The following is a 26,534-nucleotide window of genomic DNA, read 5'->3' on the forward strand; positions in this document are numbered from 1 at the left end:
TGTCTTCTTTCTTCACCTATCTTTTCAGTCAATCCCTTCAAAGCAATCCTTTGCATTTGGCACATCGATGGTATTATGGTTAAACCCTATAAAACCAGTGTGTCACTAACTTTTAGATGGCTTTCAAAAGGTCAAAATAGTTAAATCAAAAGCCATTAACAGAATCTCACTTTTGCATTTTTTTCTTATACTCGTGTTGACCTGCTAGCATTCTCATAATATGAAGGAACATTTCAGCTCGAGTGATTTGCTCATTTGTAAACACTCCGATTGCTCCTTCTTTTTTGCTAATATTCGCTTTCTTAGTGAAGTCGTCCATGACCGGACCCAACTCTTCACCGTTTAGTAACCGTTCAGCGACAATTTCCGGGAGTGGAATTCTAGCTCCACCGGCTATGTAGATCTCTCCATCCTTCGTAGCCATCGCCCCCCAGTTGCATACGAATAGGCCGTGATTCATTTTTACGACACCGCCTTCAAGACCGATTCCGATTTCGGCATCGCTTTGGCTCAAGCAATTTTGGGCGCGCGTTATCGCTCCATTCATTGTTTCCTCATCAGAAAATGGCTGTTCCGAGACCCCGCTTTCTACTTGAAGTGAAATGATTTCAGCTTCTTCGTAAACGTCAAACACTGCCTTTACTTTCGCCGGATTTTTACTACCTACTGCTATTTTCAAAATAGTTACCTTCCTTCTATGTAAAAAAAAGCTGCTGGAAAAGGATACATGACTGCACCCCTTCCCATTTCAGCTTCCTCTATTAGCCGTTATTTTTTAATGTCTCAAATGTCGTTTTATCACATGCACGAACTAATTTCCCAATCAGTTCACGAGCTGCCGCATAATCATCAATATGAATCATGGACGCATGTGTATGAATATAGCGCGAACAAATGCCAATCACGCCACTTGGAATACCTTCATTTGCAATATGGACTTGCCCGGCATCCGTGCCGCCTTGGGAAACAAAATATTGATATGGGATATCATTAGATTCAGCAGTATCAAGGATAAATTCCCTCATGCCGCGATGTGTGACCATCGACCGGTCAAAAATACGGAGTAGGGCTCCTTTTCCAAGCTGGCCGAATTCACTTTTACTGCCTGACATATCGTTTGCTGGACTTGCATCTAGGGCGAAGAAAAGATCAGGTTTGATCATATACGCTGCTGTTTTTGCACCACGCAATCCTACTTCCTCCTGTACCGTTGCTCCGGAGTATAAGATATTTGGTAAAGTTTCATCTTTTAAATCTTTTAACAACTCAATCGCCAGTCCACATCCATAACGATTATCCCATGCTTTTGCAAGAATTTTTTTCTCGTTAGCCATCGGTGTGAAAGGACATATCGGTACAATCTGCTGACCTGGTTTGACACCAATTCTCTTCACATCTTCCTTATCATCTGCTCCGATATCAATCAGCATATTTTTAATGTCCATTGGTTTTGAGCGTTGCGATTCATCTAACAAATGAGGCGGGATCGAACCAATGACGCCAATAACCGGTCCGTTATCAGTGATGATTTCAACTCTTTGCGCCAAAAGTACCTGACTCCACCAGCCACCTAGAGTCTGAAAGCGGAGCATTCCGTTTTCTGTTACCGAAGTGACCATAAAGCCCACTTCATCCATATGTCCAGCAACAAGTACAGTTGGTCCTTCTTCATTCCCTCTTTTTACACCAAAGATTCCACCAAGGCGGTCTTGAATAATTTCATCTGAATATTTTTCAAGCTCACTCTTCATGAAACTCCGAACAGCATGTTCATTTCCTGAGGCACCTGGTAATTCTGTCAATGTTTTAAAAAGCGCTAAAGTCTCATGATTCATCTTTCTACCCCTTAACTATGTGTTATTTATTACTATTTTACAGAACTTAGAATAATGTTACACTTGAAAGTTCTAATTTATCAGTTAATGGTTAAAATTTCAAATTATTAGTCAAATAATAAGTTCTTCTGTATACTAGAAAGCGTGATGGAAAAAAAGCAATGGAGGAGAAATTCATGAATTGGAAAACGTTTTTACTAGGTACTGTAGCTGGGTTCGCTGCCGGCTATGCGACAAAACAAATTTTGGATCAATCAAGTAATCCTTCTCCGGATAAAGTGTTAGCCCAAGTGAAGGAAACAGTCAAAAAGGACGGAAACATATATGGCTCATGGATTTTGATGAAGCCGGAAAACTACAAAAAAAATAATTTAGACTATGAAGTGTATAAAGGCGGCATTACTAGAAACACAGAGGGAAAACGCGAGCAATTCGAATTTGTAGCGGATGCCTCTACAGGAACAATTTTGGAGCTTAATGCGCAAAACGATTGAAACAAAAAGGAGGTCGTCAAAATGACGTCCTCCTTTATTGTTATCCTTATCGCTTTCGTTTCAGTTCAGCCGTTATTTCTTTACCCGTTTCATTCCATTTTATGGCACAATAGTGGGCATCATGATAAAAGCTATACCACGACCCGTTTTCCAGTCCGGATTTCATCCACTTTTCCTTCGCCTGGATGGAGGTCATTGGGTAATCATCGTAAGCGAGTACCCAAAGTACATTCGCATGGGCATGTGTCGGCATAATATCAGCCATATGAATCAGCCTGTCCAAACCATCTTCAATGATGATAATCGCATGTCCATCACTATGTCCGCCGGTATGAATCATTTTAATGCCTTCAGTGATTTCTTTCTCTCCATTAAACGGGCGAACAAGTGAAGCAACAGCTTCCCAGTTTTCTGCCCAATATGTACTTTTTGAACGAATATTCGGGTTTTGCATTTCATTCCATTCAATTTGAGTCGTAATAATTTCTGCGCGTTCGAAAACAGGAACCCAAGCTTCACCTTCACGTTTCGTCAATCCGCAGGCATGGTCGAAATGCAGATGAGTCATTAAAATGTAATCGATATCATTTGGTTGAATCCCAAGCTTACCTAAATCCTCAATGAGTTGGGATTCTTCCGTTACCCCAAAATTTCGTTTTTGCTTGTCATTCATCTTCCCGTTACCAATTCCGGAATCTATAAGCATATTTAATCCATTTGCTTGAACTAAAATCGGATCCGTCCGCAACTCAATCTGGTTATTTTCGTTAACCGGATACTTCTTGGACCAAAGCGGTTTCGGTACAACACCAAACATCGCACCGCCATCCAAGTGGGTTACACCACCATTCAGCCATGTTAATTTAATTTCCCCTATTTGCAAAGTTTCCATTTTACCCCTCCTCTCTCTTTAGTTTAACATCCGCTTCCATTTATTGAAATTGATAACATCCAGCTCTTTATTTCCCGTGAAAGGCATTGAAAGAGAATGCAAAAATATGGCTTAACCTTTTTCAAAATGGAAGCGTCATAATCACTGACATCACTAATTTATCTAAATCTGCCCAAAAACAAAAAACCAGATGCTGTGCACCTGGTTTTTCATCAATTATTATTGAAACTTTGCTTCCAACCGGTAAATCCGATTGCCTTTACTCGAGAACTTCTCTTCATATTCAGTCATGATATTTCCTTCAAAGCTGCTGTTATGCAAATCAAGACTTACATATTTTAAAAGCATACCGTACTCGGAAATACTCATCAAGGAAGACTCAAATAGTCCTTGGTTATCCGTTTTAAAGTGGATTTCCCCTTGATCTGGAAGAATGCCTTCATAGACCTCAAGGAAAGTTTTATACGTTAACCGGCGTTTGGCATGACGTGATTTCGGCCATGGATCAGAGAAATTCAAGTAAACGCGATCTACGTCACCTTTAGCAAAATATTCTCCTAAGTTCGCTGCATCAACATTTAACAACTTTAAATTTGGCACTTCTGCTTCAATTAACAAGTCGAGTGCCGCTACAATGACGCTTCTATATACTTCAATTCCAATGAAATTCACATCAGGATGGGCTTTCGCCATTTCTGTTATAAATCGGCCTTTTCCCGTACCCACTTCAATATATAATGGATTATCGTTACCGAATACTTCATGCCATTTACCTTTATGGCTCACTGGCTGCTGAATCACATATTGCGGAAAATCATTCAAACGGTCTTCAGCCCAAGGTTTATTTCTTAAACGCATGATGACACCCCTATTTATAATATAATCGTTCAAACCATAACACGAGTAGATGGATTCCTGCAAGCTGATTTTTTCAGGAACCGCCGGCGCGGGCCCATTCATTAAATAAAAAAACTGCCGGCCATCATGGCGACAGTCTCTGTAGTTTTCATGTATAAAACTTTCCGCAACACACACCATAAATAAGTGAAGGGCAGGGAAAATCACCTGAGAACCCCTTTTATCCAGGCTCACTTTTACAATTTAAGAAAGGAGTGGAATTATATGCCGCTATCCCACGAACATCAAATGGCACTATTAAAAGATATATTAACCAACCATCAAACAGACTGCTGCGGTTCCGTTTCTGAATGCGAACAGGTTGAGAGGCTCGCCAAATCCTTGATGATCAATATGAATATTGATAGTAACGTGAAAACAGTACTGACGGAGATTTACGAATACAGTCAGACAGGAATCGGTGCCGCCGATTTAGAAGCACATATAACAAACCACCAGAACGACTTGTCCCAATGGGTGGATGACATTGATCAATACTAATCAGCCAGCCATTAATAGCGTTTCAAGTTTATGAAGTAAATCGTTTCTTTCCTCGTACCGTTTTCTACGATGATGCCATTGGATGGAAAGCACAAGTTGTGAAACCGTGTGCCATTTCATCCTCATCTCCAGGCCTGCGTCAAGCTTCTTGCCATAACGGGCAAGCCACTCATTCCATTCTTCCCTTGGGACGTAGGAATACAAGAGTATGCCCAGGTCAATGGCTGGATCGCCAATGACTGCTCCGTCCCAATCAATTAGAAACAATCCGTCAGTTTCGGTCATGAGCCAATTATTGTGGTTCACATCACAATGACAGACGACTTTTTCGTCGCATTCAATCAACAGAAGATTGTTCTGTAAAAAATGAATGGCTTGCTTGATAATCGGAATATCCGTAACATCCGAAGATAACCCGGTTTCTATTTCTGTAAGTATACTTTCAGGTCGTAAAGGGGATTTCCCAAGCCTTTTGAGCATGCTTAACAAAGGATCGGATTGATGAATTTTTTGAAGCAGCTTTGCGACTCTTATATTGTTCATTTCCTGCTGAGATAGCTCCCTGCCTTCCATCCAATGCTGGGCCGTAATTACATCCCCATTTTCCAGGCGTTTTGTCCACATTAACTTTGGAACAATGCCCTCAGCTGAAAGAACAGCTAAAAATGGCGATGAATTTCGTTTCAGGAAGAGCTTCTGTCCATCTTTCTCGGCAATAAAGGCTTCTCCTGTAGCTCCTCCAGCAGGGGATATATCCCACTCCTGACCTAATAAATGTTCCAACTGGTTCACCTTCGATTTCCTCGCTTAATTATACAAATGTGGGTACGTTTCACCTAGTGTATGTATTACCACTACTTTGAGTCCATGTTTAATAAAAAACCCGCCTGTTGGCGAAGCTGCGTGTATACGTGCATCGGGATGATACCCCGCAATTAAAAACATCCTCATATTAGAGAAATAAAAAAATAGCTATTGAGCAATTAAACAATAGCCATAAATTAAATTTTAGTTGAAATACCGTTTCTTCGTCAAGTACTATAAAACGATTATACGCATAAAACAACAACAAATAAATCATTTCAAAACTTATAATGAAATACGGCCCTTAAACATGACACAGATTTTCTCTTTCAGAACCTCTACTGCTACTTCATCCATCCCAACAATTTCTCCATCTGACTGAATTTTTACTGACCCAAAATTCTTAATTTGAATCATTTTACCTGAAAAGAAATCAACGTTATTAATGTTTAGATGACCGCCCCATAAAACGGTGATGAATACGGTCAATAATTTCATAATCGAAATGTCATGGGCTGCAATCACATCCAACATGCCATCGTCTAACTTTGACTTCGGTGAAATTTTCATCCCGCCACCAAAGTAGGGCTGGTTTGCGATAACAATGAACCATACCTTTTTTAACTGATGTATGTTGCCATCAACAGTCAAATTCATATAACTAGGTCGATAAGTGAATAGCTTTTTTATAAAAATAAACAGATAAATTAATTTACCCGCTTTCACAAGATTAAACCATTTTTTTAGAGGAGAACGGTCCGCTTCATAAGATATTTCAGCATCAATACCCATTCCAAGGCTGTTCATAAAATAACCAGTCTGACCATTCGTCTCAAACTGCCCGATGTCAATAACCCTGACGACATTATCCTGAAATAAAGAAAGGGCCTCCTCTGCACACTTGGTTTTCTGAACTCCCCGTACATAATCATTGCCAGACCCAGCTGCAAGGGAGCCAATGATTGCATGAGGAAACTCAGCGGCACCATTTACCAATTCATGTAAGGTACCATCTCCCCCAACTGCAATCATTCGGGTTTTCTGATTGGTCTGGGAAAGAATTTCCTTCGTCAACCTTAACGCATGCCCTTTTTCTTTCGTAAAAAAGACCTCATAGGGAACATCTTCTGATTTCAGTATTTCCTCGACCTTTTTCCAGGTTTTAATACTTCCTTTATTTCCGGCCATTGGATTGACAATGAAATACATCGTTTCATTAAGGCGCTGCATGCCCTTTTCCCTCTGCTTGATTATTATCGGTATCCCATTCTGGTCGGACGCTTGAAGTAGTTTGGCAATATTCCAGCAAAGCCTGCGCACCTTTTAACTGCTGAGCCTTAAGGGGAGACGAAATTGTCCGCATCCTTTCAAACCATTCCGGGAATGTCCGTTTATCCAATATATCGATATCATACGGCGTTTCCGGGTAATCCACATATCCATTTCGGGAGAGAACCACTTTTTTTATCGGCAAGTTCACTTCATATAGTTCAAATAACTGGGAGACGATGTTTCCCATCCGATTGACAGCCAATAACGGATTGAGCACTTTTTTGTCAGGATACTTATGATGCCGGCGGACCCAGAATCGATCGCTCGATCCAATAAAAGCCGAATCTTCTTCCGCTTCCAAAAATGTGATGCACCAGGCATCCACAGGCGTTAATAAAATGACATCGACTTCGACAGGCGCATTTTTCAATAGAAAGATAGGTTTGTATAAAACGAGAAACGTATCCGGAAACCGCTGCAGAAAAAAGCGGAGCCTTTCATCCAAAAAGAATGATTGGTCCACAAATGACTTTTCACGAAGCGTCGAGCTGCCCCATTTCATTTGAAATCGGAGCAGCTGATTTAAAAAATTCTGTTTTAATTCATCCAGATTAGCTGGATTAGAGGGAAATCTTAATGAAAAGACATTTTCATTTCTAGCCGGGTTCGGTATTTGTTGCTCTTCGACCTCTAGCGCTTGTTTATCTGAACGGTGGAATAGGCCTTTCACCTTGTTGAACAGGCCCCGTGGCTCCTCTTGAGGTGTATCGTCCTGTACAAGGGTTTCCATTACATCTGGTTGGCTATACAGCAGATTTAGCTCGCCCGCGTGATATGCAGCCTTCAATTTATCCCATTGCTGTTTTTTTAATTTTGCAAATTGTGTTGGATATCGATAAATATCCTGCTCATACCGAGAAATATAATCCTGCATTTTTATGAGCTGTGCCATTCGAACACCACCCATCTTCTTCTATTATTGAAGGTTTATTGTAAAAATCTGTTCGTATGAAGGGGAAGCTCCAAGATGTGTTTGATAAAGCGCAATCTGAGCTGCTTCAAAATGCTTAGTCTCCAAATTTGCTATCTGCCGGACCCTTTCTATCGAAAAGAGACTCTCACCCTCGAATTTTCTTGCCAGCGTTATATGTGGCTTAAACGGTTTTTTATCCAGTTCAAAGCCGGCCTGCACACACGATTCATAGATTTTTCTTTGAATGGTAAAAAGTCTGTCTTGCTGTTTGACACCTGCCCAAAGAATTCTTGGGCTCTCATTTTTCCCAAAAACCCCAATATCCCCGAGTTCCAGGTCAAACATGGTCTCATTGGCAAGCTCGCTTTCCACTCGCCCTAGGGCATCCTTTTTCATAGAATCAGGAGCATTCCCTAAAAACGCCATCGTAATATGATAATCGGCTTGATGCAGCCATTTCTTAAATGGAAACTCCGATTTAATTTGTTCTGTTGCATCATTTAAATAAGTCTTTATATCATCAGGTAATACCAAAGCAAAGAAAAAATGAGTATTCATTCGTCACTATCATTCCTTCCTGTTCTCCATTTAATTTTACCATAATCCCAATTGGGAATACCTGACTTTAATTTGCATTCAGGGAATTCCTTTAAGCAAAAAAAAGACTGAAAGTTCTCAGTCTTTCCTTTACAGCAATTCTTTATGCCATATCGTTATCGCAGGTTCAGTGTCTCAACCAACTTGCCTTTTTTACATACATACCTGCAGTCTGGTTGCCGTCGACAGTATTCTTCACCTGGCAGAATTATAAAATTCTCTGACTTGCCGATATCCACCCAATAATTATGGGTAATCCCCAATGCCATTAACATAATAGGTAAATTTACAAAGGAATTTTGTAAACCTTAACTAAAATTCCTGACTCTCACCGAATTTTACGTAATTTATAATCACATAACGTTCGAATAACCGCATGTATTTTATTATGAATGGTTATTCATTTATTATTTAAACGTGTTATATTTTATATGTTAGACATTGGAAATCTAGATATTTTAGGGAGGTAGAAACATAATGCTGAAACCTGGGGATGTATATACGTGGGAACGGACCTTTACTGAAGAAGAAACGTTACAATTCGCTGAACTTTCAGGAGACCAAGGCAGACATCATATGGAACGCGATGAAAAAGGTCGATTAATGGTACATGGATTATTAACAGCAAGTATAGGGACTAAAATCGGAGGCGATTTGAATTACATCGCCCGTGAAATGGTCAATGAATTCATTCGTCCTGTATTTACAGGCGACACCATTACATGTGAGTTAATTTTGACAGAAGTAGAACAGATGGAAGGTTTCAAAAAAATTGCCCTTAAATTCGTTTACCGCAATCAAAAGGAAAAGGAAGTTTTGATTGGGACAAGTCACGGTATTATCAGGGATTAATCGGAGCCAAGGACGGATTATCCTATGTGAAGGTCGAATTACTGAAGGCCGAATTAATTAATCGCACGGTCGATTTAATCTAGTGAAGGTCGAATTAATTAATCGCACGGTCGATTTAATTAATTAAAGGTTCACATTCAGCCATGTCAGCCTCCATCTGACTGTTAAAAGCAACGGAAAAAGGACCAGTATCTGGTCCTTCTACTTTTCTTTCATTCTAATTAATGCTATGGGAATAAGACTGTACCGAATCATGCTGCTCCATAAAATCGACGTTCCATTCTCCAGACATAATCTTTCCTTCTCTTTAGCTGAATATTGTTTCATAAAGCAAGAACAAATTCAGCCCGATAATAAGTACAGCGATAAGCCCGGCTATGCAGGAGGTGACTTTATGATTGACTAGATTGCCCATAACTTGTTTATTGCTCGTAAACATGATTAACGGAATTAAAGCAAACGCAATTCCAAACGAGAGAACCACTTGACTCATCACAAGTGCTTTAGATGGGTTTACTCCCCACAATATAATGGCTAAAGGAGGAACTGTCGTAATGACTCTTCTCAAATAAATCGGTATATGCCTTTTAATAAAACCTTGCATGACTACATCACCTGTCATCACACCAACGGAAGAGCTTGATAATCCTGCAAACAATAGTCCTATCCCAAAAAACATCGCGACAGAAGGTCCAAGCAGGGCACCAAATTGTTGATACGCAACATCTAAATCCTCAACAAGTATTCCACTTTTATGAAACAAAGCTGCTGAAACAATTACCATGGCGGCATTGATTGCACCTGCGATAAGCATAGCTATAATAATATCAATTAGCTCAAAACGAAAAATCTTTTTTCGTTCTAAATCGTTTTTACCGACAATTCTTTTCTGCGTTAAAGAAGAATGAAGGTAAATCGCATGTGGCATGACTGTCGCTCCAAGCATGCCCGCAGATAGTAAAATACTATCTACCCCCTCGAATTTTGGAGTGAAGAGTCCCAGAACAACTGCAGAAGTATCAGGTTTTGCATAAAAAACTTGAGCCCCAAATGCAATAACTACAACAAAAATCATGACCGTTATCAAGGCTTCGAATGTCCGATATCCTCTACGCTGGATTTCCAATATGGCAAAAGAGCCTATCGCCGCAATAAAGGCAGATGTGATAAGCGGCAGATCAAAAAGCAAATAGATTCCGAGTGCCGCACCTATAAATTCAGCCAAATCGGTTGCCATGATAACCGCTTCAGCCTGCAGCCATAATAAGAAAGATGTCTTTTTTGAAAATCTCTCCCTGCATAGCTCAGGAAGATTTTTCCCTGTGGCAATTCCTAATTTAGCAGACAATGATTGGATTAGAACAGCCATTAAATTAGAGGCAAAGATAACCCATAATAATGTATAACCATATTTAGAACCTGCTGTAATATTTGTAGCATAATTCCCTGGATCAATATAGGCTACAGCGGCTATAAATGCTGGACCTAGATAAGGAAGCAGTTTTTTAATTCCCCTAGAAGAGGATTGATGTAATTCACCATAATCAGACATAGCTATTTCAACCCCTTTTTACACGCAACTCAAAATGTTGCGATAGGTAAACTTTTTAAGTTATAAGCAAGTATATTCCTGAATCTTAAAAATGTCAAAAGGAACAAACTGATAATATTGGAAGCAGTTTTGTGGTAAAAGTTGAAGAACAAACCTGATCGAGGGCGAATAATAAAATTAAAACCGGCTTAGTGAACATTGTCATTTCTCGATAGCATGTAATCTTTTTTTGGTAGCTAAAACAAAAAAACTGAAAACCTCTTGGTGTTTCCAGTCGCAAAGGGGGATAGTTTAGACTCAGTTCCTCAAGCCCAAATAAAAATGTCTTTCAAGAGCTAAGCAAGTGTCTTAAGCAATGTTAAAACGGGGAAATCGTCGGAGAGCCAAGTCTTTTTTTATAAAGCTGCATTTTAATAATATTTAATTCGACCTTATTGAATACAACGCTGAGTAAAGGGTAAGGAAGTTAATAATGAATTAACTCTAATAGCACAAGGTTTTATAACACTTCTCCTCCAACCTTCAGAAATAAAAGGCTCAATAAAACTAGCAATAAAATACTTAGTGTCCAATAATCTAAACTCTTAAATTTTAATCGTTTAAAACGAGTTCTATCACGTCCATCACGATAGGCTCGAGCATCAATCGCAAGCGATAAGTTTTCGGCCCTTTGAATGGAAGTTAATAACAATGGAATAATGACCGGAATATAATTCGTAATTCTTTTAACTTTGCTTTTATGATCAAACTGCACACCTCTTGAGCGCTGTGCATCAATGATGCGGTCTAGCTCCTGAATAATAGTTGGGATAAATCGTAATGCAATCGACAGCATTAAGGCAAATTGTTCTACTGGTACATGCAGTTTTTTTAAAGGTCTCATGATTGTTTCTAGACCGTACGCTATATCTAATGGCTTTGTCGTTAAAGTTAATAATGAAGTCATCAAAACAAGGAGGACAATTTTCAATAGGACGCGGCAACCTTCGACAATTCCTTCCATATAAATATGCAAGTAGCCAAATTGAAATATTAGATTCTCCCCTTTTGTTAAAAATAAATGATACACAAAAGTGAAGCTCAAAATAAATAGAATTGGCAATAATCCTTTTATAAAAAAGGATGGTGGAATTTTTGAACATGCTAGACAACCTAAAACAAGACAAGTTACTATCACATAACTTATATAACTGTGTAAGAAAAAAACCAATAACATAAAAATAGCTATGGCCATTAGTTTTGTTCGCGGGTCTAAACGATGTAAGATGGAATCTCTAGCGACATACTGACCAATAATGACATTTTCAATCATATTGGTATCTCCTTCCCTTTAGAAGTGTTAGCACTTGAGGCATCACATCTAATTCTTTCAAAGATGCCACCTGGATCCTTTGCCCTGTCACCTTCTCTATTGCTAGTAACAATTTCGCTGTATCGGGTATATCTAATCCCATGGATTGTAATTCTTCCCTTTTATCCAAAAACAATGACATAGGGTTCATTTGAAATTGCAGCTTCCCTTTGTGTAACACAATGACTTCTTCAGCATATTCCACTACGTCATTCATTTGATGTGTAATCAATATAACCGTATGATTGCCTTGTCGTCGCCACTCCTCTATGTTTTGTAAGATGCTCTGCCTACCGAGTGGATCTAATCCGGCAGTCGGTTCATCTAAAATAAGAATCTTGGGCTCTAACATAAGGACAGACGCAATCGCAACACGTCTTTTTTCTCCACCACTTAAATGAAGCGGAGATTTTTCTAGGTAACTTGCATCCAAGCCTACTAAATCAATTACTTGCTGTGCCTTATTTACGATAGCGTCTTTATACCATCCTCTATTTCTAGGGCCAAAAGCTAGTTCTTTTAAAACAGTCGTTTCAAATAATTGGTGTTCAGGATATTGAAAAACAAGACCCACATCTGGAGAAATTGTCGGTTTACCTTTTTTATTAGGTTTTATTAGCTTCCCATCCATCGTATTCTGGCCTACTGTCGGCCATAATAATCCTTGCATCACTTTGGCTAAAGTGGACTTTCCTGATCCCGTTTGCCCGATGATAGATACCCATGCTCCAGATGGAATGGTACACGAGATATCTGTTAATACTTGTTTTACTTCGCGAGTTGCAGGGCTGTAATAATCATATTGAATATGCTCTAGCGCGAGTTCCATAAGTATTCTACCATCCCTTCTATATCCGTTATATGCATTGGCACTTCTACTTCCTCCTGCTGCATCTGCATTTTCAATTTTAATGCAAAGGGTAATTCCAAACGACAGTCTATTAGCATCTGTGGCTTATGGAAGATTTCAAGCGGGGTTCCGGTAGACACAATCTGTCCTTGATTAATTACTATCACTTTTGTTGCTGATAACACTTCGTCCATATGGTGCGTAATATGCAAAATGGTAATACCTTCATTATGCAATTGACGCATGATGGATATAATTTGATGTCTCCCATCAGGGTCAAGCATGGACGTAGATTCATCAAAAATAATGAGTTTTGGTTCCATTGCTAATATCGCAGCAATGGCCACACGCTGCTTTTGACCACCAGAGAGTTTATGTGGCTCAGTCTCTCGAAAAGGAAGCATCCCTACTTTTTCAAGTGCAGCCTCTGCTCTTTCTACCATCTCACTGGGAGGATAGGCGATATTTTCAAGACCGAAGATTACTTCATCGAATACATTGGTCGTAATGAGCTGTTCTTCTGGGTTTTGAAAAATAATGCCTATTGATTTGCGGATTATTGCTAGATTTTCCTTTTGTTTTGTATCAAGGCCTTGAAACAAAACTCTGCCTTTTTTCGGTAATATCAGTCCATCTGCCAATTTGGAGATGGTCGATTTACCAGAACCGTTTGGGCCGACAATTGCCACAAACTCTCCCTTTTCTATTTGAAAAGAAAGTTTTTGAATAACATGCTTCTTATTAGGATAAGAAAATGATACATCTTCAAAACATAGCATAATGGAAACCTTCTTTAATCAGTAGTTGTGTCACGATGTGCATGCCATTTTGCTAGGAGCATATCTGCAGTTAGCCCCTGATCATTTGAGAGCATTCTTTGTTTAGGCTTCTCCCAAACACTGATTTTCGAGCCGTTCACACCAAATACTTCGCCTGTTAATTCCGAATCGTCGATAGTCGTTAATAAATATATAAGATGTGCCACTTCATCTGCTGTGCCTACTTGCCAAAAGGGTGGAAATACTTCGTTATTCGCAGTACATTTAGCTTGAATATACTCAATAACAGACTTTGTCATATCAGTGAGTGCTGCAGGAGAAATCGCATTGACCCGAATATGGTCTTTTTTCAGCTCTTCTGCCAAAGTCCACGTCATACCGAGGATTCCCGCTTTTGCTGCACTATAATTCACTTGACCAACTGAACCTAATAAACCAGCAGTTGACGTCATATTGATGATACATCCGCCTTGACCGCGTTCCTTCATAACATTTATCGCTGCCTTTGTACAAGCGAAAGTACCCGTTAAATGAACGTCTATCACATCCTGCCATTGAGCTGCCGACATATTGATGCATTTTTTATCACGCACGATGCCAGCATTGTTCACCAATATATCCAACTGACCAAATGCGTCCATTAGCTGAGGGACGATTATTTCACCGCTGGACACTGATGCTATAGACTCACAGATCCCAATAGCCTGCCCACCCAATGTATGAATTTCTGATACGACTTGTGCAACTTTTTCAGGATTTGTTCCATTGACACCTACAGCTGCTCCTTCTCTTGCTAAACGTAATGCTACGCTTCGTCCAATTCCCCGGCTAGCTCCTGTCACTAATGCCACTTTCCCTGTTAACATCCTGGATCCTCCTCTAAAAACCCTCAGTATCCCATTTACTAGCGTTGAGCATTTAACACACAAATCATAGTGAATAGCTTATTCACTATATACGAAACTGTTAATGAAAATGGAAGGCTTCACTCCTTCGAAAATCGTTCAACTAATGTGGCTAGCCCAAGTCCTCCCCCAATGCCAAGGGTTGCAAGTCCTCTCATAAATGGCTGCCGTTTCATCTCTGCACAGAGTCTGGTCATTAAAATCGCTCCTGATGCTCCATATGGATGGCCAATGGCAATGGCACCACCACCACGATTGACCTTTAATTGCGGAATGCCTAGACTTTGAATGGATGCTAATACTTGAGAGGCGAATGCTTCATTAAACTCAACTATATCGATATCATCGGCTGTTAGGTCATGCCTTGCAAGGAGTTGATTGACGGCAGATACTGGACCTATGCCCAAATAATTTGGGTCTACACCAACTGCTTGCGCATCAATAAATTTCATTAGTGGCTGCATTCCTAGTTCCTCGCATTTTTCTAAAGACATTATTAATACAAGCGCTGCACCATCGTTGATAGGACATGCATTTCCTGCTGTTACAACACCATCATTTTTAAATACAGGCAATAACTGCTGTAACTTTTCAAAGCTCGTATTGGCTCGTGGACATTCATCTTCACTAATAATGATTGACTCTTTACCATACTGAACCGTGATCGGTACTATTTCATCGGTGAATCGTCCTTCACGTTGAGATTTTACAGCCTTTTCATGGCTGCCTAGCGCAAATAAATCTTGTGCTTTGCGAGAAATCCCATATTTCTCTGCAACATTTTCAGCCGCAATACCCATATCTGGATCGCCTATACTGTCTGGTGAAAAACGAGCACGCATATAAATTTCCGGCGGTTGATAGGAATAAAGCGAGGTTGGCTTTTTCATTCGCCAAGGTGCTCGACTAGTGCTTTCAACTCCACCTGCTAAATAAATATGACCTGCTCCGCTTTGAATCATACGGGCAGCCTGGTTCACTGCTTCTAACCCAGATCCACATTGACGGTCGACAGTCACACCAGGTACCGTGTAGGGTAAACCTGCTGTTAATAAAGCATTACGTGCAATATTTCCACCAGGTCCCACTGTATTACCAATGATCACATCATCAATCTCTGAAGCCGGAATATTATTTTCATGGATAAGGTGTTTTATGAGTGGTGCTAGTAAATCCTCTGGTTCTAGATTTTTGAATACACCACCTAATTTTCCTATAGGTGTCCTTTTGGCTTCTACAATAACAACTTCTCTCATCGGCACACCTCTATCATTTGTTGTTTTACAAGGTTACGCGCAATTTTCCCGCTACTTGTATAAGGAAATGCTGTGACTTCGATTAGTTCTTGCGGGGTTTTGTAGGATGCCAGATACTTCCGGCAATGGCTTTTTACTTCTTGTAAGTTGAGTGTGTATCCCTGTTTCCACTGTACAAGTACGATGACCTTTTCACCCCAGTAAGCGTCAGGTAAACTTGTCACCATTACTGCTTCAATTTCCGGTAATTGCATCAATACCCGTTCAATTTCTTCCGGAAATATGTTCAGACCCCCACTTACAATCATGTTTTTTGCCCGACCTTCTATGTAAAGATAACCCTCTTCATCCCGCCTTGCGTAATCACCTAACTTTAACCAATTGTCTTTCAAAACATTATTTGTTTCATGCTCTTGCTGAAAATAACCCGAAAATATCATCTCACTTGAAACAAATAACTGACCCACTTCCCCTGTCTTCACTTCCTGGCCATCCATATCTCTAATTGAAATTTTCACTTGCGGAAATGGCTTACCGACTGTATCTGGCTTTAATCTATTATTTTGAGGCGTTAAATAGGAAATATAACTGGCCTCTGATGAACCATAAAATTCATAAATATCCAGATTCGGAAATACTTCCATTACCCCTTCTTTAGAGGCTGCTGACCATTTTGCTCCTGAAGAAATAACCGCTTTTGGCACATGATAAGGATGCGGGGCCCTCACTGCGTAATCCATTATTGCTTGAATCATAGTCGGGACAAGGAAAATAGTTGTCTCTTCTACGTGCTGACAAACTTTCAGTACATCAGCTGGTGTAAATTTACGTATAATATGAAAAGTCGCACCTATAAACAATGTTTGGATTGCTGCAAATAATGACAATGAATGGACAAGAGGTCCCGGCGCTAATATATGGTCACAGAACTTGAGATTAAATGCCTTATTCGTTGAATAAAAGCTTTCTAGCCAAGATAAATGTGTACGAATATACCCTTTTGGTGTACCTGTTGTTCCTGATGTAAAACCTAAAAATAAAACTTCATTTATCAATGGGGTTATAGGTTCTTCCACTGCATTAGAAGCAAGCCAGTTTGAAAAATCGTCCTCCGTGCCATCTGGCTCAACTATTATAGTTGGAATACCTTCCTCTTCCACTTTATCCGCTAAACTTCCTTCGATAAACAACAAAACAGGCTCACATTTTGTCAATACGTATCGAATTTCAGATGCACTCCATTTCGGATCAAGTGGTACAGGAATCAAACCAGCTTTGACTACTCCAACGAAGATTTGAATGAATTCAACACAATTAGACATTAAAATGGCTATATTCGATTTTGATGAATGTTCCACATTCGATAAGCCATTTGCAATTTGATTCATCGAGTCAACTAAAGCACTGTATGTTAGTTGTCGATTTCCAAGCTGCACTGCCACTTTTTCAGGACAGATGTCTTTGTACATCGTTATTTGGTCAGTTATATTCATGTTATTAATACCTTTCATTCACATTATTCAATCCAAATAAAGAAGAAAACCGTCCCACCATTTTTGTTGTCATTATTCCTCTTCTGCTGCTGCCAGTCGTTCTTGAATTGGACTCACTGATTTTAATTGCACAGCAATTATCGCTGCAATGAATGCTTTAATTAAATCCCCTGGTAAAAACGCAATACTCGCCATTAAACCTGCCCATACCGATGTATTTGTAATAAGAGCCATAATAGGTGCACCAATTAAGTTAATCAAAAGTACCCCGCCAAATATGTTAACGATAACGACTTTCCATGTTTTGACGTTAGACCAGACTTTTTCAGTAAAGTAACCGATGATAAAAGCAGCTAGCGGCCAACTCCAAATATACCCTGCTGATGGCCCCACCAATACAGCAAGTCCACCACGGCCACCTGTTAATAACGGCGCACCAATTGCAACCAATACTATAAAAACTATTAAACTCAATCCGCCCATCTTTCTACCTAAAAGGCATCCTGCAAGCATAACGCCTAATGTTTGTGCAGTAATTGGTACCGGTATGAATCCTAAAGGAATTGGAGGAATTAGCCCTAAAACTCCGATTAAAGCTGCAAACAATGCTGAATAAACCATTTCTTTGGTTGTCATATAATTTCCCTCTCCATTTGCACTATACAAATTAAATCATTTCAATTTTGCATAGTAGCCATTATTAAAATATTGAATTCCTAAATATTCTAAATAAATTGAATTTTTTTATACATACATTTGATTAAGGTTTAGACCGGTCGACCTCCATGCCTTGTTTAAATAATAATAGTAGAAAAGCTTTTTGTAAACCACATTTTTTTTTAGTTAACACATATTATATATCTCAGCTTTTTAACTATCAGATTGGAATACAAAAAAAAATAAAAAGGTTTTAAATGCTTGAATTACGGTAGCGTAAATAAGGAGAAAATGAATGGGGATATAAAAACTTGAAATGTAAAACCCCCCATGCCGCGTGGCAGGGGGGCACTTATTAATTCTCTTTAACGGCACCGCATTGTCTCTCAATTTCTTCAGAAAACAGTTTTTGCAGACTTTTGGTAATCGGTCCTGGTTCTCCATTAGCAATCGATTCTCCATCGATGTTAATAATCGGTGTCACTTCTACACTTGTACTCGTGTAGAGGACCTCATCAGCTGCCATCATTTCCTCGACTGTGAAGGCTTCTTCGACATAGGGAATATCATTATCGGCACATAGTTTTAACATCACCTGACGAGTAATCCCATTCAGAATCAAGTTGGTGGCCGGATGCGTTTTCAATGTCCCCTTCACCACGATAGCAACGTTCGATGAACTTCCTTCCGTTACCGTCCCATCACGATGCTGAATTGCTTCGTCACAGCTAGCTTCCACTGCTTGTTGCTTAGCCAATATGTTACCTAGTAGATTCAAGCTTTTAATATTACAGCGCAACCAGCGGATGTCGTCAGTCGTCACGGCCTTGACCCCAGGCTTCACTTTTCCTGTATAGGGCATTTCTTTCGTATAGGCGACAAAGACCGGCTCCACCTCATTAATTGGAAAAGCGTGAGTGCGCGAGCACGCTCCCCTCGTCAATTGCATGTAGACAATCCCGTTCCGCAGTTTATCTTCAGCGATTAGTTCTTTAACTCGGGCTTCGATTTCCGCTACAGTAAAAGGGACCTTCAGCTGAATCATTTTTGCACTGTCCATTAGACGGTTTACATGCATATTACTCGCAAATACTTCGCCGTTATAAACTCGAATGACTTCATATATCCCGTCACCAAATTGATAACCTCGGTCCTCAATATCAACCTTTACGTCCGATCTTGTTTTAAGTTCGCCGTTATAAATGATTTTTCCCATGTCTTTCTTTCTCCCTCTCAGCCTCTTATTTAGCTAATTCATGAATGGCACGTGCATAAATTGCCGTTGCCTTAAGCATATCTTCAATAACAATATATTCATCCTTTTGATGCGCAATATCTTCACTGCCTGGGAATAGAGGCCCGAAAGCGACCCCTTCCTTCAATGAACGGGCATATGTGCCACCGCCAATTGAAAGGAGCTCTGCTTTATCACCGGTCTCTGCTTCATACACTTGCTGCAGCGTCTTAATCAGGAAACTTTCGCTGTTCACATAGTGAGGCGTTGAATGAGAATTGGACTTCACACGCAAATTATATGCTGCAAGTCTTTCTTCTAATGCCGCTTTTTGCTGTTCCCACTCAAATGTTACCGGGTAGCGCATACTGAAGCCAATGGAACTGTCACCCTGTTTGGAATAGTTGAATACTCCTGCATTAACCGTCAATTCACCTGTTTGCTCATCTGTGTAAGCCACACCTAAATTATTTCCACGGGAATCTTCAAACAAATAATTCTTAATGAAAGTAAAGTAGGATTTCGCATGCGGATCAAGTGTTAGGTCTGCTAAAAATACGGCTAGATGCATACCTGCATTGACTCCATTTTTCGGCTCCATTGCATGAGCTGAAACGCCGTTAAGTTCTAGAAGCACTTGATTTTTTTGTGGAACGGCTTGTCCCTTCAACGAATATTTTTGAAGATAATTTTGATAGTTTGTCACAACTTCAGCGGGATTTACAGCTTCCACTGTGGCCTTTGCGAAATCTGGTACCATATTCGTTCTTCGGCCTGATGAAAATTCAATAACATTTACTTCGGAGTTCGTTCCATTGCCTGCATCGGCTGGATGTATAACTGAGAAATCCCAGATTCCCTTTTCCGCACTGATGATTGGGAAGTCAGCATCTGGCGCAAAGCCCATCGATGGCATTTCTTCCACTTCAAAATAACGGCCAACACAGCGCCAGTTTGATTCCTCATCCGTTCCGATAATCATCCGCACACGTTTGTTCAAAGGCTTACCAATCTCCCTGACAAGCTTCATCGCATGATAGGCAGCCATCGTCGGCCCTTTATCATCGATTGCCCCACGAGCATAAATACGACCATTACGGATTTCAGCACCAAACGGATCCGAACTCCAGCCATCTCCTTCAGGAACAACGTCGACATGACATAAAATACCGATCAACTCCTCGCCTTCACCCATTTCAATATGGCCGGCGACATTATCGACATTCTTCACAGTAAAACCGTCTTTTTCGGCTAACTGAAGCATGTAATCAAGCGCTTCCTTTACCCCTTTACCAAAAGGAGCCTCTTCTGTCGGATGTTCTTCATCCAGTACGCTTTTTATTTTTAATAAATTTTGCGTATCCAGTAGTATGTCCATTTTCCGTTTCTCAACTTCTTCACGCCAATTCATTTCACTCAAAATACGACAACTCCTCTTTTATATATATTTTTTTATTTTATCACTTTTATTATATGATTCGCCAAGCGTTGATACCTTTTTTAAGTATTCCCGTTTTATCACTAACGTCAACCTACTGTCAAAATGACCGTTGCAACTAAAAAACACCCTCTCTCAATTATAAGAGGGTGCCTTCACTAAACTCTCTTCGTCCATTAAAATCATTATTTTTCTGTTTAACCTCGGGATGTATAACGCTAAAAATAAGGAACGACCTAAACTGAATACAAGAAAGGCAAGCCATAATCCATGATTGCCATGTTGTGGGACGGCCAAAAACTGGACAAACAGAAAGGCCAGCAGCGCAAGAAGCATGGAGTTCCGTACAGGAACAGCTTCAGTAGCACCCGTAAACACTCCATAGAAAATGAGTCCGATAAAGGCTGTGAATGGGAATATGACTACCCAAAGTCCGTATACATGGGTCAGTTCAATGACTCCTGGGATATTCGTGAAGAGCAGAATAATTTTATCGCTAAATAACCAGTATAATACAGCAAGTATGAGAGAGGCATACAGGCCCCATTGCGCTGAAAGAGCTAGCGTTTTTTTATAAAGGTGTACATCTCTCGAACCAATGGCTTTCCCAATCAGAAGACTCGATGCATTTGCAAAACCATCAAAGCAATATGCCATCAGATAGTGAATTTGAATGAGTACAGCATTGGCTGCCAAAGTCTCTGTCCCAAAAGTGGCTCCTTTGGCCGTGAAAAGATTAAAAACCGTAATCAAACAAATTGTCCTGATAAATAAATCCCTGTTCACCACCATCATTTTTTTCAAGGAAGTATAATCGAATCCCGCTCGTAAAGAAAAGGTTTCAGGTATGGAAACTACCTTCCTAATCACCAACAAACCAACGAAGAAAGCTGCAATCTCTGAAATCAATGAAGCCGTAGCGACTCCTGATACAGACCAGGAAAACCTATTTACAAAAAGCAAGCACAGGACAATATTGATCAGGTTCATGAAAACTTGAATGAACAGAGACGTTTTTATGCGAGATTTTCCAATTAACCAGCCTAGAATGACATAGTTCATTAATGCAAAAGGCGCACCCCAGATCCGAATACTGAAATAGTCAGATGCAAAGGCAGCAACATCCGACTCCGGCGTGATTGCAGCTAAGGAAACATTTAAAATGGGCTTCTGAATTACGATAAAAAGAAGACCGATAATTGCCGCTATCATAAAAGGACGAATCAAGGCCATCAGGCTTTGTGTCTCATCCCTAGCCCCCTCTGCTTGTGCAGCGAAGGCAGATGTACTAACTCGCAGAAAACCAAAAAGCCAATACATCGTATTAAAAATAATGGTTCCAACAGCTACCCCGCCGATATAAGCAGGATCACTCAACTTTCCAACCACAGCCGTATCAACCGCCCCAAGCAAAGGCGTACTCATTGTCGAAATCGTAAGAGGAATGGCCAAGGATAGATACATTCTGTGATTCATTAATAGATTACCTCCTTTTTACATAAAAGACTTCTCAAACGCCTGAAAAACAAGAAATGGAATGAAGTTATAAAATTTTGTATTGAAAGTACAAAAAGTTTGCAGTATTCGAATTTAATCACTAGAATTGAACATATGGTGCTCATCAACAAAAGTTGCTAGGAAATATATAGTGCTTTTCTCAAACGAGGACCATGATAACGTGCGAAAGGATCTACAAGGTTGCTGGTGAGTATTATCAAATGAACGGTTAAGCTAATTTTGTATATTGACAATTTACGGAATCGAAATTTGAATATTAAAAGGTTGACAACGCTTTCAACTATACCTGTATGTTTTGTTTTTTGAACCAGGGAGTGGGAAGTCTATTTAAATATATCAACTTTCCCAGATTTACAACATCTTTTTTCCCAGCAAGAAAAAGGCAATGTGTAAACGGAAAAATAAAATGCTTGACGGATTCATAAAGGAGTTATAGTATTGCTCGTTGATCATACAACTTTTGCACTATGCGTGGTCATATTGTCCAGCTTTTAAAAATCTATTAGGAGTGATTATGATGGGAAGATTAACTAATAAAGTGGCACTTATTACTGGAGGAGCATCCGGTATGGGTAGAGAAATGGTAGACCTATTCACAAAAGAAGGAGCTCAAGTTATTGCTGCTGACATCAATGAAAAAGCTGTTGCAAAAGTAAACGAGCTAGATAATGTCTATGGTACACTTCTTGATGTATCTTCTGACGAAAGCTGGAAAAAAATGATGGATACTGTTATTGAGAAATTTGGTAGAGTTGACATCCTAGTCAACAATGCTGGAATCTCAACAGAAAAACAAATTAATGATACAACATTGGCTGATTGGCAACTAATGTTAAGTGTTAACGGATTTGGACCTTTCCTTGGTATGAAACATGTTGTTCCTTACATGGTTGAGGAAGGAAAAGGCGCTGTTGTAAATATTTCTTCCTTTACAGCTCAAATCGGTATGGGTTTAAACGCTTATTCAGCTTCTAAAGGTGCTGTTCGTGCTATTTCTAAGGCTGCTGCAACACAATATGGCCGCATGGGCGTCCGTGTTAATGCCATATTCCCTGGTATTATCGAAACACCAATGACACAAAAATTAGAAGAGTCAAAAGAACTTGTGAACCAAATGGTTAAAGCGACTCCATTACAACGTTTAGGTCAACCAGCTGATATTGCAAATGCAGTGCTTTACCTAGCATCTGATGAAGCTTCATACGTTACTGGTGCTGAGCTAGTTATCGACGGCGGATATTCTGCTCAATAAAGAAAGTTAACAATAGACAACCCCGTTTCTGAAATTCAAAAACGGGGTTTTTTTGTTTCATTATTTTAAAACTCGGGCCCACTTAAGGAAGTCAGTTCTCCCCCAAATAATTTAAGTTAAGACACCAATAAAATAGCCAAAAGCTGTAAATACCAAACACCAACTGAAAGCTCCTGCACCTGCGAAAATAATATATTTTCGTTTCCCCATCCCGTTCATCCCAGAAAAATAACTGGCGAAGTGGCGAACACCTGGGATGAAATATGCAATAATAATGGTCCACGGACCGTATTTATTGAACCATTTATCCAGCTTTTCCAGCCTTGCCGGAGTCATCTTAATCCACTTGCCGTGCTTTCTCAAAAAAGGCTTGCCTACCTTTTTACCAATAAAGTAACTGACCAGCATTCCAGAAATCGACCCAAGAAAACTGACAAGGAATGCCCCTTGGACATTTAAAACAGCAATGGACGACAAATAGCCGACAAAAGTCATCATAAACTCATCAGGTACCGGCAAACCAATTATTCCGAGGGCCAGCAGTCCATATATCGCAAAATAACCATAGTTTGATATTAAATCTTTTACCATGTCCATCTCTAGTACTCCATCTCAGACACCCTTTTAATAAAGTAATCCAATTTCTGATACGGGCCTGGTTAACGTGATTACTTCTTTATAATAGGATAACCTAATTTAACCCATATAAGTTGGTTTTAATGAAAAAAGAAAAAAAAAGAGAATACACAAACTCCAAATTGGTTTATTAAGGAAGATTTAAATTACAATGATAGAAACTGAATGTAGAAAGGTGATAAATATGCTGATTAAAAAAGTGAGTCTGTTTGCGAGTGACATTGCTGAAATGAAGAAATTTTATGTCAAATTGCTAAATGCCAAATTGCTAGACGAGAGTCATCATGGTTTTACTATAAAAGTAGGGGCAAGCGAATTGGCTTTTACAGAAACAAAAAACGGAAGTAAATCCTTTTATCATTTTGCCTTCAATATCCCGTCCAATCAATTTCAAGAAGCGAAGCAATGGATCAAAGCACGGACTTCTTTAAATACGGAAGATGGCGATGATGAGGTTTACTTCAGCCACCTCAATGCACACTCGCTATATTTCACCGATCCGACCGGCAATATTGTAGAGTTTATTGCCAGGCATTCAATTGCACCAGAAAGTGAAGTGCCTTTCTCAATGGATTCTTTATTAAACATTGGTGAGATTAATTTAACAACTACCAAAATCGATGCGATCGGTCAGCAACTAATCGACTTTGGTATTTCCCCCCGGGATAACGGCACTTTGAATCCTAATGGCATTTCTTTCATGGGCAGCAATGGTGTGTTCATTTTATTAAGCAAACCGGGACGGCGCTGGTTCTTTTCAGACCGGGCTGCAGAGATTTACCCATTAACAATCGAAGTAGATCCTGGGAAAACGATTCATCAAGATGAAAATGGGAACATTCGGTTCATCTCTTCACCGATATAAGTTTTTCCAACAATAAAGCGGACTCGACAATCGAGTCCGCTTCCTTTTATTTCACAATTTTTATTTCCTTGATCGGCCAATACACTAGATTCGCTTTGCCGACAATTTCGTCGACGGAAATCGTGCCGATTTCACGGCTATCCAAACTATTTTGGCGATTGTCCCCCATAAGGAACAACTGATCATCTGGCACTGTCATGCTGCCGGTTATATCCTCGAGCTTGAAAGAATCGGTCAGCGGCACGCCTGCCATCTGATTCTTATATTTGTCTAGGTAGGGTTCTTCATATGCTTTTCCATTAATATAAAGCGTATCATCTTTATATTCTATATGGTCACCTGGCAGACCGATAACCCGTTTTATATAATCTTTATCTACCGTTGCATGAAAAACAACAATATCAAACCTGTCAATACTATCGATGTTTGTTCCAAACTTATTAAGTACAATTCGTTCGTGGTCTTGTAGAGTTGGCATCATTGACTCACCATCTACGACAATAGGTGCAAAAATATATGTTCGAATTAGAAAGGCCAGAATGACTGCAATCCCGATCGCTTTTATCCATGAAAAAACTTCTTTTCTTTTTTCCAAACGAAGTCCCTCTCTCTGTTTTTTATTCATGTCATTATATCATAATCCATTCATAATCACGTCATACAAATACCCACATTTTTCACTTTATCCATCACTTCCATTTTTCATACTGAACTTCGATGCTTCCCCACTCGATTTCCCGACGTTGCATTTGTGTCGGGCAAATACCATTATATGTACGTACTTTCTCATTAATTTCTTCAATTCGTTTGGTTAATTCTGATTCAGATGAATTCATTTTTTTTAATCGAACCACGTCAGATAGCTCTCCCCGGATTTCTTTTTGCCATTTAATCCAAAGCGGAAGGAAACCGGCGTCTTTGGCCTTCGTTAAGAAATTATCATACATATTTCCCGATAATGCCGACTTCGGAAGCGGTTTTCCAAAGCCAGGATTATTCTTCAGACCGCCGTCCTTTTCATAGTCCCGAAATATCTGATCCATCCAATTTACATGACCCTCTTCTTTGCCCATTACACTATCTCCCCCCAGACAACTTCGATATTACATCTATTTACAATTATAACATTTAAATCAATATTTTCTCATATACACCAACCAAGAACTTCATTTATTAAGCTCTTTCTACTATTATAATTACATTGTTCTGCCGAAAACATTCCAGCATGCATCCGCATTCAAGCAAAAAGGGATTCCAATATTCCGGAATCCCCTTTTTTCTATCTATTTAACTGTGATTTTCCTTTTTACTAATGCCTTGTTTTTGGACTTATCCGTAACCGTATAAGTCAATGTATAGGTACCCTTTTTCTTGGTATTTACGGTCCCTGTGATTTTGATCTTACTTGTTAAACTGCCATCCAAATTATCTTTCGCCGTTACCCCTGACTTAGGGTTAAATTCCGAGTTATAGTTAATGGTTTTATCTTTGGCTCCGGAAATGACTGGCTTGGTGCTATCTATGGTGATCTTTCTCGTAACGGTTGTAACATTCTTCGATTGATCAGTGACTGTATACTTTAATGTATACGTTCCTTTTTTCTTTGTATTTACCGTACCCGTTACCTTGAT

General features: G+C 39.6%; 28 protein-coding genes. 5 read left to right on the top strand and 23 right to left on the bottom strand.

Annotation, left to right across the window (positions count from 1 at the left end):
• Positions 1–166: 166 nt before the first annotated feature.
• Both AKG34_RS17890 and AKG34_RS17895 read right to left on the bottom strand, forming a co-directional pair.
• Positions 167–679, bottom strand: a complete 513-nt coding sequence (locus tag AKG34_RS17890) for a DUF84 family protein (RefSeq protein WP_053347335.1) — start codon at positions 677–679, stop codon at positions 167–169.
• A gap of 82 nt (positions 680–761) precedes the next feature.
• The gene (locus AKG34_RS17895; protein ID WP_053347336.1) at positions 762–1,835 is read right to left on the bottom strand and encodes a M42 family metallopeptidase; all 1,074 of its coding nucleotides are present in this window, start codon (positions 1,833–1,835) and stop codon (positions 762–764) included.
• Positions 1,836–2,011: 176 nt separating this feature from the next.
• On the opposite strand from AKG34_RS17895, the gene AKG34_RS17900 reads away from it, so the two are divergent.
• A complete protein-coding gene (locus AKG34_RS17900) occupies positions 2,012–2,329 on the top strand; it encodes a PepSY domain-containing protein (RefSeq protein WP_053347337.1) in 318 nt (105 codons plus the stop codon).
• 46 nt (positions 2,330–2,375) lie between these two features.
• Here the strand turns inward: AKG34_RS17900 and AKG34_RS17905 are convergent, their stop codons facing one another.
• Together AKG34_RS17905 and trmB are read right to left on the bottom strand one after the other, a co-directional pair.
• Positions 2,376–3,221, bottom strand: coding sequence for a YtnP family quorum-quenching lactonase (locus AKG34_RS17905; protein ID WP_053347338.1), 846 nt, complete (start codon positions 3,219–3,221; stop codon positions 2,376–2,378).
• A 219-nt stretch (positions 3,222–3,440) separates the two neighbouring features.
• Positions 3,441–4,079 carry a tRNA (guanosine(46)-N7)-methyltransferase TrmB gene (gene trmB, locus AKG34_RS17910; protein ID WP_053348155.1) on the bottom strand — a complete coding sequence of 213 codons (639 nt, stop codon included), beginning with the start codon at positions 4,077–4,079 and terminating at the stop codon, positions 3,441–3,443.
• Between the two features lie 264 nt (positions 4,080–4,343).
• On the opposite strand from trmB, the gene AKG34_RS17915 reads away from it, so the two are divergent.
• Positions 4,344–4,619 (top strand): YtzH-like family protein, encoded by a 276-nt coding sequence (locus AKG34_RS17915; RefSeq protein WP_053347339.1) that lies wholly within the window; start codon positions 4,344–4,346, stop codon positions 4,617–4,619.
• On the opposite strand, the gene AKG34_RS17920 is transcribed toward AKG34_RS17915, so the two are convergent.
• From AKG34_RS17920 to thpR, 4 genes are all read right to left on the bottom strand, one after another.
• Entirely contained in the window at positions 4,620–5,402 is a 783-nt protein-coding gene (locus AKG34_RS17920) for a phosphotransferase family protein (protein WP_053347340.1), read from the bottom strand.
• Positions 5,403–5,708: 306 nt separating this feature from the next.
• Positions 5,709–6,653, bottom strand: a complete 945-nt coding sequence (locus AKG34_RS17925) for a diacylglycerol/lipid kinase family protein (protein ID WP_053347341.1) — start codon at positions 6,651–6,653, stop codon at positions 5,709–5,711.
• Positions 6,640–7,647: an NERD domain-containing protein gene (locus AKG34_RS17930; protein WP_053347342.1), complete on the bottom strand. Its 1,008-nt coding sequence runs from the start codon at positions 7,645–7,647 to the stop codon at positions 6,640–6,642. The genes AKG34_RS17925 and AKG34_RS17930 overlap by 14 nt, the downstream gene beginning before the upstream one ends.
• Positions 7,648–7,671: 24 nt before the next feature.
• On the bottom strand, positions 7,672–8,226 hold the full coding sequence (thpR, locus tag AKG34_RS17935; RefSeq protein WP_053347343.1) for an RNA 2',3'-cyclic phosphodiesterase: 555 nt from the start codon (positions 8,224–8,226) through the stop codon (positions 7,672–7,674).
• 513 nt (positions 8,227–8,739) lie between these two features.
• On the opposite strand from thpR, the gene AKG34_RS17940 reads away from it, so the two are divergent.
• A complete protein-coding gene (locus tag AKG34_RS17940; RefSeq protein ID WP_152952308.1) occupies positions 8,740–9,117 on the top strand; it encodes a hotdog family protein in 378 nt (125 codons plus the stop codon).
• 307 nt (positions 9,118–9,424) lie between these two features.
• Here AKG34_RS17940 and AKG34_RS17945 read toward each other — a convergent pair whose 3' ends face one another.
• The 11 genes from AKG34_RS17945 to AKG34_RS17995 all read right to left on the bottom strand — a co-directional run bounded on the left by AKG34_RS17945 (position 9,425) and on the right by AKG34_RS17995 (position 22,108).
• Complete coding sequence (locus AKG34_RS17945) at positions 9,425–10,669, bottom strand: Nramp family divalent metal transporter (protein ID WP_053347345.1); 1,245 nt, start codon at positions 10,667–10,669, stop codon at positions 9,425–9,427.
• A 499-nt stretch (positions 10,670–11,168) separates the two neighbouring features.
• Positions 11,169–11,981, bottom strand: coding sequence for an energy-coupling factor transporter transmembrane component T family protein (locus AKG34_RS17950; RefSeq protein WP_053347346.1), 813 nt, complete (start codon positions 11,979–11,981; stop codon positions 11,169–11,171).
• A complete protein-coding gene (locus AKG34_RS17955; RefSeq protein WP_053347347.1) occupies positions 11,974–12,849 on the bottom strand; it encodes an ATP-binding cassette domain-containing protein in 876 nt (291 codons plus the stop codon). The genes AKG34_RS17950 and AKG34_RS17955 overlap by 8 nt, the downstream gene beginning before the upstream one ends.
• Entirely contained in the window at positions 12,834–13,649 is an 816-nt protein-coding gene (locus tag AKG34_RS17960) for an energy-coupling factor transporter ATPase (protein WP_053347348.1), read from the bottom strand. Before AKG34_RS17960 ends, AKG34_RS17955 begins: the two co-directional genes overlap by 16 nt.
• 14 nt (positions 13,650–13,663) lie before the next feature.
• Positions 13,664–14,515, bottom strand: a complete 852-nt coding sequence (locus AKG34_RS17965; RefSeq protein WP_083450834.1) for an SDR family NAD(P)-dependent oxidoreductase — start codon at positions 14,513–14,515, stop codon at positions 13,664–13,666.
• Positions 14,516–14,634: 119 nt separating this feature from the next.
• A complete protein-coding gene (locus tag AKG34_RS17970; protein ID WP_053347349.1) occupies positions 14,635–15,810 on the bottom strand; it encodes a thiolase family protein in 1,176 nt (391 codons plus the stop codon).
• Positions 15,807–17,303 carry an AMP-binding protein gene (locus AKG34_RS17975; RefSeq protein ID WP_053347350.1) on the bottom strand — a complete coding sequence of 499 codons (1,497 nt, stop codon included), beginning with the start codon at positions 17,301–17,303 and terminating at the stop codon, positions 15,807–15,809. Before AKG34_RS17975 ends, AKG34_RS17970 begins: the two co-directional genes overlap by 4 nt.
• 72 nt (positions 17,304–17,375) lie before the next feature.
• Positions 17,376–17,939, bottom strand: a complete 564-nt coding sequence (locus tag AKG34_RS17980) for a biotin transporter BioY (RefSeq protein ID WP_053347351.1) — start codon at positions 17,937–17,939, stop codon at positions 17,376–17,378.
• Between the two features lie 376 nt (positions 17,940–18,315).
• Positions 18,316–19,176 (bottom strand): D-amino-acid transaminase, encoded by an 861-nt coding sequence (dat, locus tag AKG34_RS17985; protein WP_053347352.1) that lies wholly within the window; start codon positions 19,174–19,176, stop codon positions 18,316–18,318.
• A gap of 25 nt (positions 19,177–19,201) precedes the next feature.
• Positions 19,202–20,614 carry a dipeptidase PepV gene (pepV, locus tag AKG34_RS17990; protein WP_053347353.1) on the bottom strand — a complete coding sequence of 471 codons (1,413 nt, stop codon included), beginning with the start codon at positions 20,612–20,614 and terminating at the stop codon, positions 19,202–19,204.
• Between the two features lie 153 nt (positions 20,615–20,767).
• On the bottom strand, positions 20,768–22,108 hold the full coding sequence (locus AKG34_RS17995; protein WP_053347354.1) for an MATE family efflux transporter: 1,341 nt from the start codon (positions 22,106–22,108) through the stop codon (positions 20,768–20,770).
• 559 nt (positions 22,109–22,667) lie between these two features.
• Here AKG34_RS17995 and AKG34_RS18000 point away from each other — a divergent pair.
• Positions 22,668–23,402, top strand: coding sequence for an SDR family NAD(P)-dependent oxidoreductase (locus AKG34_RS18000; RefSeq protein ID WP_053347355.1), 735 nt, complete (start codon positions 22,668–22,670; stop codon positions 23,400–23,402).
• 111 nt (positions 23,403–23,513) lie between these two features.
• Here the strand turns inward: AKG34_RS18000 and AKG34_RS18005 are convergent, their stop codons facing one another.
• Positions 23,514–23,999: a DedA family protein gene (locus AKG34_RS18005; RefSeq protein ID WP_053347356.1), complete on the bottom strand. Its 486-nt coding sequence runs from the start codon at positions 23,997–23,999 to the stop codon at positions 23,514–23,516.
• Between the two features lie 223 nt (positions 24,000–24,222).
• Between AKG34_RS18005 and AKG34_RS18010 the strand changes: the two genes are divergently transcribed.
• A complete protein-coding gene (locus AKG34_RS18010; protein ID WP_053347357.1) occupies positions 24,223–24,903 on the top strand; it encodes a toxoflavin lyase-like VOC family protein in 681 nt (226 codons plus the stop codon).
• Between the two features lie 46 nt (positions 24,904–24,949).
• Here AKG34_RS18010 and lepB read toward each other — a convergent pair whose 3' ends face one another.
• The 3 genes from lepB to AKG34_RS18025 form a co-directional block, all read right to left on the bottom strand.
• On the bottom strand, positions 24,950–25,498 hold the full coding sequence (gene lepB / locus AKG34_RS18015) for a signal peptidase I (RefSeq protein ID WP_053347358.1): 549 nt from the start codon (positions 25,496–25,498) through the stop codon (positions 24,950–24,952).
• Positions 25,499–25,592: 94 nt separating this feature from the next.
• Positions 25,593–25,976: a DnaJ family domain-containing protein gene (locus AKG34_RS18020; RefSeq protein WP_053347359.1), complete on the bottom strand. Its 384-nt coding sequence runs from the start codon at positions 25,974–25,976 to the stop codon at positions 25,593–25,595.
• Between the two features lie 210 nt (positions 25,977–26,186).
• The coding region (locus AKG34_RS18025) for an immunoglobulin-like domain-containing protein (RefSeq protein WP_236694969.1) at positions 26,187–26,534 on the bottom strand (348 nt) is incomplete at its 5' end.

It is taken from the genome of Peribacillus butanolivorans (genome assembly GCF_001273755.1).
GTDB classification, from domain to species: Bacteria; Bacillota; Bacilli; order Bacillales; family DSM-1321; genus Peribacillus; species Peribacillus butanolivorans.